General features: G+C 43.3%; 8 protein-coding genes. 2 read left to right on the top strand and 6 right to left on the bottom strand.

Features of this window, described 5'->3' with window-relative positions; translation table 11 throughout:
• Positions 1-116 precede the first annotated feature (116 nt).
• The 6 genes from M1F74_RS09975 to M1F74_RS09950 form a co-directional block, all read right to left on the bottom strand.
• Positions 117-551, bottom strand: coding sequence for a cytidine deaminase family protein (locus tag M1F74_RS09975; RefSeq protein WP_000382004.1), 435 nt, complete (start codon positions 549-551; stop codon positions 117-119).
• A 12-nt stretch (positions 552-563) separates the two neighbouring features.
• The gene (gltX, locus tag M1F74_RS09970) at positions 564-2024 is read right to left on the bottom strand and encodes a glutamate--tRNA ligase (RefSeq protein ID WP_247947024.1); all 1461 of its coding nucleotides are present in this window, start codon (positions 2022-2024) and stop codon (positions 564-566) included.
• A gap of 127 nt (positions 2025-2151) precedes the next feature.
• Complete coding sequence (locus tag M1F74_RS09965; RefSeq protein WP_000018248.1) at positions 2152-3501, bottom strand: glucose-6-phosphate isomerase; 1350 nt, start codon at positions 3499-3501, stop codon at positions 2152-2154.
• A 168-nt stretch (positions 3502-3669) separates the two neighbouring features.
• Complete coding sequence (locus M1F74_RS09960; protein ID WP_247947023.1) at positions 3670-4359, bottom strand: gamma-glutamyl-gamma-aminobutyrate hydrolase family protein; 690 nt, start codon at positions 4357-4359, stop codon at positions 3670-3672.
• A gap of 139 nt (positions 4360-4498) precedes the next feature.
• Entirely contained in the window at positions 4499-6265 is a 1767-nt protein-coding gene (locus M1F74_RS09955) for an ABC transporter ATP-binding protein (protein ID WP_247947022.1), read from the bottom strand.
• A 1-nt stretch (position 6266) separates the two neighbouring features.
• Positions 6267-7973 (bottom strand): ABC transporter ATP-binding protein, encoded by a 1707-nt coding sequence (locus tag M1F74_RS09950; RefSeq protein ID WP_247947021.1) that lies wholly within the window; start codon positions 7971-7973, stop codon positions 6267-6269.
• A gap of 206 nt (positions 7974-8179) precedes the next feature.
• Here M1F74_RS09950 and M1F74_RS09945 point away from each other — a divergent pair, with 206 nt between their 5' ends.
• Together M1F74_RS09945 and galU are read left to right on the top strand one after the other, a co-directional pair.
• The gene (locus tag M1F74_RS09945) at positions 8180-9196 is read left to right on the top strand and encodes an NAD(P)H-dependent glycerol-3-phosphate dehydrogenase (protein WP_084852997.1); all 1017 of its coding nucleotides are present in this window, start codon (positions 8180-8182) and stop codon (positions 9194-9196) included.
• 22 nt (positions 9197-9218) lie between these two features.
• A complete protein-coding gene (galU, locus tag M1F74_RS09940) occupies positions 9219-10118 on the top strand; it encodes a UTP--glucose-1-phosphate uridylyltransferase GalU (protein ID WP_247947020.1) in 900 nt (299 codons plus the stop codon).
• The last annotated feature ends 112 nt before the right edge of the window (positions 10119-10230 follow it).

Below are 10230 nucleotides of genomic sequence, written 5' to 3'. Positions count from 1 at the left end.
CTGAGCTTTTCAACTCTTTCTATTATATCTACTTTTCCTACTTTGTCAAGAACTTTTTTCCTCTTTATCGAAATTCTGAAAAGATTAGGGAAAAGAGCCAGTAAAACTGACTCCTTCTATTTATCTTGCCAATTAGTCGCACGTTCCTCTCCCCACCAGTAGGGGATCAACTCGGCAACTTTGATTGTTTTTCTTGTTTCGTAGTCCATCATGAACTCTGCTTCTTTATTTTCAGCATTCAATTCTAAGAGAAATTCTCTGCAAGCGCCACAGGGCATACCTGATCCTTCGCCGTAGGGAGGTTTATCTCGAAAGGCGAGGATTTTTTTAACTTTAGTTTGTCCTGAAAATTGATACATATTGAAGAGAGCCGCTCGTTCTGCACAGAGATGAAAAACGCCACAAGTGCCCTCCATACAAAATCCTGTGAAGATCTGACCATCTTCTGCTTCTACTGCAGCAACAACATGGTTAGCATAAACAAAGTCAGAAACTTCATGGGGATTGAATAAGGTTCGTGCTTCTTCGTACATCTTTTCCCATGTATCCATCGGAAGTCCTTTTTATTTAGAAATCTCTTTCAGCATATTATCAATATGCTGGATAGATTTCTCACGACCTAATAGGTAAATCGTATCTGGAAGTTCTGGTCCATGCATTTCACCTGATACTGCAATACGAATCGGCATGAAGAGGTTTTTCCCTTTAATACCTGTTTCTTTTTGAACTGCTTTGATTTGTGGGAAGATGTTTTCTGTCACAAATTCTTCATCTGTCATCGCTTCTAGTTTCGCTTTGAAGGCTTCTAGAACAACCGAAACGTTTTCTCCTGCCATGACCTCGCGCTCAGCGTCTGTCAACTCTGGGAAATCTGCAAAGAAAAGATCTGTCAACGGAAGGATTTCGTCCACTGACTTCATTTGTGGCTTGTAGAGTTCTACCATTTTTTCAGATTTGTCAGTCAAACGTCCTGCTTCTTCTAAGTATGATTTTGCCATTTCAAAGATAGTAGCGAAATCTGCTCTCTTGATGTAGTCGTTGCTCATCCAGTCTAGTTTCTTCTGATCAAAGGCAGCAGGTGACTTGCTGAGGCGATTTTCATCGAAAAGTTTAATGAGTTCTTCACGAGAGAAAATCTCATCTTCGCCACCTGGGTTCCAACCAAGAAGAGCAATAAAGTTAAAGACTGCTTCTGGTAAATAACCTTTTTTACGGTAGTCTTCAATAAACTGAAGGGTGTTGGTGTCACGTTTAGACAATTTTTTCCCAGTTTCAGAGTTGATAATTAAGGTCATGTGACCGAACCCTGGAGCTTCCCAACCAAGGGCTTCATAAACCATAAGCTGTTTTGGGGTGTTGGCAATGTGGTCATCTCCACGGATAACATGAGAAATTTGCATGTCATGATCATCGATCACAACGGCAAAATTATAAGTTGGGTAGCCATCTTTCTTTTGGATAACCCAGTCACCACCGATGTTGCCACCTTCAAACTCGATATCACCTTTGACCATATCATGCCATTTGTAGATACCAGACTCATTGACTGCCAAACGAACAGTTGGGATGATACCCGCAGCTTCACGTTCTGCGATGTAAGCTGCTTTTTCTTCTTCGCTCATGCCGAGATATTCATTGATGTAGCGTGGTGTTTCGCCAGCTGCTTCTTGGCGTTCGCGTTCAGCTGCCAACTCTTCTTCTGTAACGTATGATTTGTAAGCTTTTCCTTCAGCTAGCAGTTGGTCGATGTATTTTTGATAGAGTTCCAAACGCTCTGATTGGCGGTAGTTTTCATGAGTTTCTGGGCTTTCATCCCAATCCATGCCCAACCAGCGAAGATTTTCAAGCTGTGAGCGTTCACCATCCTCAACATGGCGTTTACGGTCAGTATCTTCGATACGAATGATAAAAGTTCCACCATGATGGCGTGCGTAAAGGTAGTTAAACAATGCTGTACGGGCATTTCCGATGTGTAGTAGTCCTGTTGGACTTGGTGCGTAGCGTACGCGGATATCTTTTGACATAGTTTCTCCTATAAAGTCTCTAGGCGTCTGCCTTTTTGCTTTCTATATTATATCACAAGTCTCGCCTGAGTCCAATGTCTACGAATAAAGAGAGTAAAAAGAGTGGACAAGCCACTCTTTTCTTCTATTATAGACGTGCGTTAAGCTCTTTGCTCAATTCTTCAAATCCTGGTTTTCCAAGAAGGGCAAACATGTTGCGTTTGTAGGCTTCAACACCTGGTTGGTCAAATGGATTGATAGCATTCAAGTAACCTGAAAGAGCAATTGCCAATTCGAAGAAGTAGATCGTGTAACCAAGAGTGAAGGCATCTTGCTCAGGAAGAGTCACGTACATGTTTGGTACATCACCGTCAGTGTGGGCAAGAAGAACACCGTCAGTCGCTTTTTTGTTTACAAAGTCAACGTCTTTTCCTTGAAGGTAACCAAGTCCATCAAGGTCTTCTTCCAAAGTGGGAATAATCACGTTCTTACGCGGTTTGTCAACACGGACAACTGTTTCAAACATGATACGAGTTCCCTCTTGGATAAATTGACCCAATGAGTGCAAGTCAGTTGAGAAGTTTGCTGAAGTTGGGTAAATCCCTTTTTGGTCTTTCCCTTCTGACTCACCAGCCAATTGTTTCCACCATTCTGAGAAGTATTGAAGTGATGGCTCGTAGTTTACCAAGATTTCAGTTGCATAACCTTTACGGTAAAGGATGTTACGAACGGCTGCGTATTGGTAAGCTTCGTTTTCAGAAAGTTTGTCTGAAGTGTAGTCTTTACGAGCTGCGTTAGCTCCTTCCATAAGGGCTTTGATGTCTGCACCTGATGCTGCGATTGGAAGCAATCCAACTGCTGTCAATACTGAGAAGCGTCCACCGATATCATCTGGAACCACAAATGTTTCCCAACCGTTGGCATCTGCTTCAACCTTAACAGCACCTTTTTGGCGGTCAGTTGTTGCGTAGATACGCTTGTTGGCTTCTTCTTGACCGTATTTCTTAACCAAGAGTTCTTTAAATACACGGAAAGCGATCGCTGGTTCTGTTGTTGTACCTGATTTAGAAATCACGTTTACTGAGAAGTCTTTGTCAGCTACGTACTCTACCAAGTCAGCAAGGTAAGTAGATGAGATTGAGTTTCCTGCGTAAAGGATTTGTGGAGCTTTGCGTTCTTCTTTTGTTTGCAAGTTCGCAAAGTGGTGGTTCAAGAAGTCGATAGCTGCTTTGGCACCAAGGTAAGATCCACCGATACCAATTACAACCAAGACATCGCTGTCTGATTTGATTTGCTCAGCAGCTTTCAAGATGCGGTCGAATTCTTCGCGGTCGTAGTTTTCAGGAAGGTCCAACCAACCCAAAAAGTCACTACCAGCACCAGTTCCTTTACGGATCAATTCGTCTGCAGCTGTTACTTGTGCTTGCATGTATTCCACTTCATGTGGGGCAACAAATTTGTCTAAAACTTTTGAATAATCAAATTTAATATGTGACATGATAATCCTCCAAAATTTCTTCTTTTCTATCATAACGCTTACCTTCGATTTTTTCAAGCTTTTTTATTGAATTTGCCCAATTTTTATCAGAATTCAAACGTTTGCGTAAATTTGCTAAAATATAAAAAATCTGAAAGGACGAATAAAAACGGCTAGAGACTCTAATCGTTACAATTCATTTAATAAATACTCAAATAATTCTAAATTGCCGTCTTCTTCATTGACCAGGAACTCTGGGTGCCACTGCAAACCGATAATGCGATGCTCATCGATAGACTCAATCGCTTCGATGGTCTGGTCTCTTGGATCAATAGCAGTTACACGGAAATTAGGTGCCAGGTCTTTGATGCTTTGACGATGAACTGAATTGACTTGACTTTCTTTGCCAAATAACTTAGCCACCACGCTTCCTTCTACTGTCTCAATAGTATGAGATGTTCCAAAAGGCAAGCCTTGCCAGTGACCTTCAATTTCTTGGTGGAGAGTGCCGCCAAAAGCAACATTGACTAGCTGGACCCCACGACAGATTGCCATAATTGGTTTATTCTGACGGAGCGCTTCTTTCAGGAGAGCTAGTTCAAACTCATCGCGTACAAGGTTGTAATCATCGCTCTCAATGGTCTTTTTCTCTCCATAAAACTGAGGATGGACATTTTGCCCACCTGTCAAGATGAGTTTGTCAATCATTTCCACATAATCGCGAACAATGGACTCATCCCCTACAGGAATTACTAAAGGAAGACCACCGACTTGACGAATGCTCTCTGCAAATTTACAGGATACAGATGAGTGGATGTTTTTCCCTTCTGCATCTACAGGACATAGGTTTGCAGCAACTCCTACAACCGTTCTAGCCATGATGTGTCTCCTTTCGATTTTCTTGCGACAGTCTTATCTTATCACTCCAACCCTTTCCTGTCTAATATGTTTTTTTAAAGACCGTGATAAGTATTTTTTATGGATAAGAAAAAGCTGCCCAATGAGGACAACTTCTTTTTTATTCGAAGACAAATTGATTGTGATACAGTTCTGAGTAGAAACCGCCGAATTTGAGCAACTCGTGATGATTTCCACGTTCAATGACTTCTCCATCTTTGAGGACAATAATCTGATCGGCATTGAGGATGGTCTTCAAACGATGGGCAATCACAAAACTGGTTCGTCCTGCTACTACTGCCTCCATGGCATGCTGAATCTTGCTTTCTGTTACGGTATCGACATTGGAAGTCGCTTCGTCTAAGATTAGGACTTGAGGATCTGTCATCAAGGTCCGAGCGATGGAAATCAATTGTTTCTGCCCAGTCGAGAAGATATTTTGCTCATCATCAATAAGGGTATCATACTTGTCAGGCAAGCTTTCGATATAGTCATGAATATGAGTTGCCTTGGCAGCTGCTTCGACCATTTCCTGACTGGCATCTGGCACACCAAAGCGGATATTGTCTCGGATCGTTCCACTAAACAAGACCGAATCCTGCAAGACAATCCCGACCTTGCTCCGCAGACTATCCAAGTCGTAGTCACGGATGTCTTTGCCATCAAAGGAAATACTACCTGCATCTACATCGTAGAAACGATTGATGAGGTTCATGATGGTCGTTTTCCCTGAGCCAGTCGGACCGACAACTGCTATCATCTGCCCCTTAGGAGCTGAAATGCTAACATCTTTCAAAATCGGCTTGTCGGGTAAATAAGAGAAATCAATATGACTGATTTCAACACCTTCTCGCAATTCCGTAAAGGAAGGTGCATTTTGTGGACGAATTTCTTCTTCTGCATCGAACATTTCTTGGATACGATCGGCCCCAGTAAAGGCCAACTGGAGGCTCCCCCAACTCGCAGCCACCTGGATAATCGGCTGGTAGTACTGCTGAGAAAATTGGGTAAACATGACAATCAAACCTAGGGCTGTCGTTGTTTCGATACTTGGATCGTTCAGCAAGACCGCTGAACCTGCAAAAATGACGATAGCCGTATTGACCAAACTCATCCCATTCATAACTGGAAAGAGGATACCTGAGAACATTCTCCCTTTAAAAGTTGCCTTGCGCACGCGCTCATTTTTCTCCACAAAGCCTGCTACGATGTCATCTTGAATTCCTTGTACGATAACAGCTTTCTGACCTGAAATACTTTCGTCCATGTAGGCATTGAGTTTCCCAACCTCTTTTTGCTGGAGATTGGTGTACTTGCGGGCCATCTTCACGATGAAGACCAACATGAGAAAGGCCACTGGGGTACTGGCTACTGTTATCAGGGCTAGCGTCACATTTTTTGAAAACATGACAAAAATCAAACCGATGTAAAGAGCAATATTGCTCATAACCTGAACTAGGCTTTCATTGAAGGCTTGAAGGATGTTGTCCAAGTCACTCGTGAAGCGAGAAAGGATGTCGCCATCCTGATGGCGGTCAAAGAAAGAAACCGTCAAACGAGAAAGTTTGCCAAAGAGGCCCTTACGCATCTCATTTGTCGACTCAGCAATCACACGGGTCATCAAGGTCATGTAAATCAAACTGGATACCACTAAGGCGAGGACAACCAGAGCTAGATTCAGCATCAAAGCTAACAAACTTTGCCAGGCTAGTTCGGAAGTTCCATTTTGATAAGCTAGAACTAGGTTAGCGAGCTCCGTGACTGCTTGGCCTGAAAAAACAGGAAAGAGGGCTTGGGCAATCGTCGCAACTGCAACCATCAGGATCACAATGACAAAGGAGAGCTTGTAGACTTTAAAATAATTCCAGAAAAATCGAACGGTTTTCATTTTATTCCTCCTTTCCCTTTTGTGTTTCGTAGATTTCGCGGTAGACGGCATTGTTAGCTACCAAGTCTGCATGCCGTCCTTCTCCAATCAAGCGCCCTTGGTCCAAGACCAAAATCTTGTCTGCATGGACGACTGAACTGATTTTTTGAGCGATGATAATGGTTGTTGTCCCTTTCAAATCTTTGTTCAAAGCCTCCTGTACGAGTCTTTCTGACTTTGCATCTAGGGCTGAAGTCGAATCGTCAAAAATCAGGATACGGGGATTGCTGACAATCCCACGGGCAATGGACATCCGTTGCTTTTGTCCACCAGAAAAGTTGGTGCCACGTTCTTCGACCTGACTCTCAAATTTGTTTTCCATGCGCCCGATAAATTCACTGGCTTGAGCAATCCGTGCTGCACGTTCCATTTCTGACACGCTGGCATTGCCTTTTCCTTGACGAAGATTATCTGCAATGGTCCCGCTAAAGAGAATAGCACGTTGCAAGACAATGGAAACTGTTTTACGTAAGGTTCCCTCGCTGACGTCTCGAATATCCTTGCCACCAATCTTGATAGATCCCTCCTGTGGATCAAAAAGTCGTGGAATTAACTGAGCTAGAGTGGACTTCCCTGCTCCAGTCGCACCAACCACACCGACCATCTGACCAGGCGCAATTTCAAAGGTCACATTCTTCAGCATAGGCTCATCGTCATTAGGATAGGTGAAGGTTACATTTTCAAAAGAGAGACTTCCTTCTAACTCTTCGTCCGGGAGATCTTTAAAGGTCATCGCTGGCTCGGTATCTAGAATTTCGCGGATACGACGCAAGGAAATCATAGCACGACTGACAGAATTTCCTAAAAATCCAACCATGATAATGGTAAAGATAATCTGGCTGAGATAGTTGATAAAGGAAGCAATCGAGCCCACTACAGATGGATCTGACTGAGCCATTCCGGCCACCAACCAGATAGAGAGGAAGACCGCTCCATAGCCGACTAGCATCATAACGGGTTCTATAACTGAGAAGGCATAACCGATATAAAGATTTTGGCCGAGAAGTTCATCTGAAACCTCGGTAAATTTGTCAAATTGTGCTTTTTCCTGTACAAAGGATTTAACTACGCGCACACCACGTAAATTTTCCTTGGCGATAGCATTGATCCGTTCAAGAAGGGTTTGAAACTTAGCAAATCGTGGCCCCATCATCCCCATCATGATGGCTGTTAGTGCAAAGATTAGGAGCACCATGAGGACAATCACCCACCAAAGTGACGTAAGAGTGTGAACCGCCAAGATAAAGGAACCGATAAAGAGAAGAGGGAGACGGAAGAGAATTTGAAAAGCCATCATCACCACATTCTGAATTTGATTTATATCATTAGTCATACGGACGACAAGGTTTCCGGCATTGAATTGCTCGATATTGGCATAAGAAAAGGTCTGAATCTTGCGAAAAGCGTCTTCCCGAAGGTCCGAAGACACTCCTTGAGCAATATAGGCTGCAAGTGTCACATTAATCCCACCTGCAACCAGACCAACTAGGGCTACCCCTATCAACCAAGCGCCAATACTATAAATCGCCTCATTTTGTCCGGCCAACAAAGCCTCTAACACCTCTTGCAAATAGCGCGGTTGCAAGAGAGAGCTCGCAACCATCAAGCCTGTCATCATTAGGGATGACAAGGCCTGCCATTTATAGGTTTTTATTTTTTTAATGAGCATATTTCCTCCTAATAAAATAGATAAAGGGAGCGACATCCTGCGTCAGCTCCTTCTCATTCGGTCATATTGATGCTATTCTAGCAAAAAAGAGAAATCTTGTCAAAGAAGTCTCCTTATTATAAATTAGTGCGCTTTCATATACAGGTGATGCATGAAAAGGCTTTTTATGGTAAAATGAAAGGAAGAACTCTTACAAGGAGGAAAAGATGAAGAAACAAACCATCGCTGTCTTGGGTCCTGGTTCTTGGGGGACCGCCCTTTCGCAGGTCCTAAACGACAATGGACACGAGGTTCGAATTTGGGGAAATATTTCTGACCAGATCGATGAAATCAATAACCAACATACAAACAAACGCTATTTCAAAGATATCCTACTCGACGAAAAAATCAAAGCCTATCATGATTTAGAAGAAACACTAAAAGATGTGGATGCTGTTTTATTTGTGGTCCCAACAAAAGTAACGAGACTGGTTGCCCAACAAGTAGCAAAGGTGCTCGATCACAAGGTTGTCATCATGCATGCCTCCAAAGGATTGGAACCAGATAGCCACAAACGTCTATCAACTATTCTTGAAGAGGAAATTCCAGCCGATCTCCGTAGTGAAGTCGTTGTTGTTTCAGGCCCCAGCCACGCTGAGGAAACTATTGTTCGGGATATTACCTTGATCACTGCAGCCTCTAAAGACCTCGAAACTGCTCAGTACGTCCAAAATCTCTTTAGCAATCACTACTTCCGTCTCTATACTAATACGGATGTTATCGGGGTTGAAACCGCTGGTGCTCTTAAAAACATCATTGCAGTTGGTGCAGGTGCATTACATGGACTAGGGTTTGGCGACAATGCCAAGGCAGCTATCATTGCCCGTGGCTTAGCTGAAATCACCCGTCTAGGGGTCGCTCTTGGAGCAAATCCTCTAACTTATAGCGGTCTTTCTGGAGTTGGGGATTTGATTGTAACGGGAACATCTGTCCACTCTCGTAACTGGAGGGCCGGTAATGCTCTCGGTCGCGGAGAATCTCTCGCAGATATTGAGGCTAATATGGGCATGGTCATCGAAGGAATCTCAACGACTCGAGCAGCTTACGAACTGGCTCAGGAATTGGGTGTCTACATGCCAATCACACAGGCTATTTACCGAGTTATCTATGAAGGTGTCAATATCAAAGAAGCAATCACTGACATCATGAGCAATGAATTTAAAGCAGAAAACGAATGGTCATAGACCTTTATAGAAAGGAACATTTATGAAACAAAAAGTCAGAAAAGCAGTCATCCCTGCCGCTGGATTGGGAACTCGTTTCCTCCCAGCCACTAAGGCCTTGGCCAAGGAAATGTTGCCAATCGTAGACAAACCAACTATCCAGTTTATCGTTGAAGAAGCACTCAAATCCGGAATAGAAGATATCTTGGTTGTTACTGGTAAGTCAAAACGTTCTATCGAGGATCACTTCGACTCAAACTTCGAATTGGAATACAACCTCAAAGAAAAAGGGAAAACAGATCTTTTGAAGCTAGTTGATGAAACAACTGGCATGCGTCTGCATTTTATCCGCCAAACTCATCCACGCGGTCTCGGAGATGCTGTTTTGCAAGCCAAGGCTTTCGTCGGAAATGAACCTTTTGTCGTGATGCTTGGAGATGACTTGATGGATATCACTAATGAAAAGGCTGTTCCGCTCACCAAACAACTCATGGATGACTATGAACGTACCCACGCGTCTACTATCGCTGTCATGCCAGTCCCTCACGATGAAGTATCTGCCTATGGAGTTATTGATCCACAAGGCGAAGGAAAAGATGGTCTTTACAGCGTTGAAACCTTCGTTGAAAAACCAGCGCCAGAGGATGCTCCTAGCGACCTTGCTATCATTGGGCGCTACCTCCTCACTCCTGAAATTTTCCAAATCCTCGAAAACCAAGCTCCAGGTGCAGGAAATGAAATTCAGCTGACAGATGCAATCGACACCCTCAATAAAACACAACGTGTATTTGCTCGTGAGTTCAAAGGGGCTCGTTACGATGTCGGAGACAAGTTCGGCTTTATGAAAACATCCATCGACTACGCTCTCAAACACCCACAAGTCAAAGACGACTTGAAAGACTACCTCATCCAACTTGGGAAAGAGTTAGCTAAGGGGGAATAGAAGAACAGTTCATATAAAAAAGAACTCGGATAGTTAATGTACTGACCCCAAAAAGTTAGACAAATAATTATTGAAAGGATTTAGTTCTGTACTGCACAGGACTAAGTCCTTT

The organism is Streptococcus oralis (assembly GCF_023109315.1).
GTDB classification, from domain to species: domain Bacteria; phylum Bacillota; class Bacilli; order Lactobacillales; family Streptococcaceae; genus Streptococcus; species Streptococcus oralis_BS.
Note: the sequence above shows the minus strand (reverse complement) of the source record. Positions and strands in the feature narration are given on the sequence as shown.

Excerpts from the sequence above, each read along its gene's own strand:
- M1F74_RS09955 (WP_247947022.1), bottom strand. The coding sequence starts at position 6,265 with ATGAAAACCGTTCGATTTTTCTGGAATTATTTTAAAGTCTACAAGCTC.
- M1F74_RS09945 (WP_084852997.1), top strand. The coding sequence starts at position 8,180 with ATGAAGAAACAAACCATCGCTGTCTTGGGTCCTGGTTCTTGGGGGACC.
- M1F74_RS09965 (WP_000018248.1), bottom strand. The coding sequence starts at position 3,501 with ATGTCACATATTAAATTTGATTATTCAAAAGTTTTAGACAAATTTGTT.
- M1F74_RS09950 (WP_247947021.1), bottom strand. The coding sequence starts at position 7,973 with ATGCTCATTAAAAAAATAAAAACCTATAAATGGCAGGCCTTGTCATCC.
- M1F74_RS09960 (WP_247947023.1), bottom strand. The coding sequence starts at position 4,359 with ATGGCTAGAACGGTTGTAGGAGTTGCTGCAAACCTATGTCCTGTAGAT.
- galU (WP_247947020.1), top strand. The coding sequence starts at position 9,219 with ATGAAACAAAAAGTCAGAAAAGCAGTCATCCCTGCCGCTGGATTGGGA.
- M1F74_RS09975 (WP_000382004.1), bottom strand. The coding sequence starts at position 551 with ATGGATACATGGGAAAAGATGTACGAAGAAGCACGAACCTTATTCAAT.
- gltX (WP_247947024.1), bottom strand. The coding sequence starts at position 2,024 with ATGTCAAAAGATATCCGCGTACGCTACGCACCAAGTCCAACAGGACTA.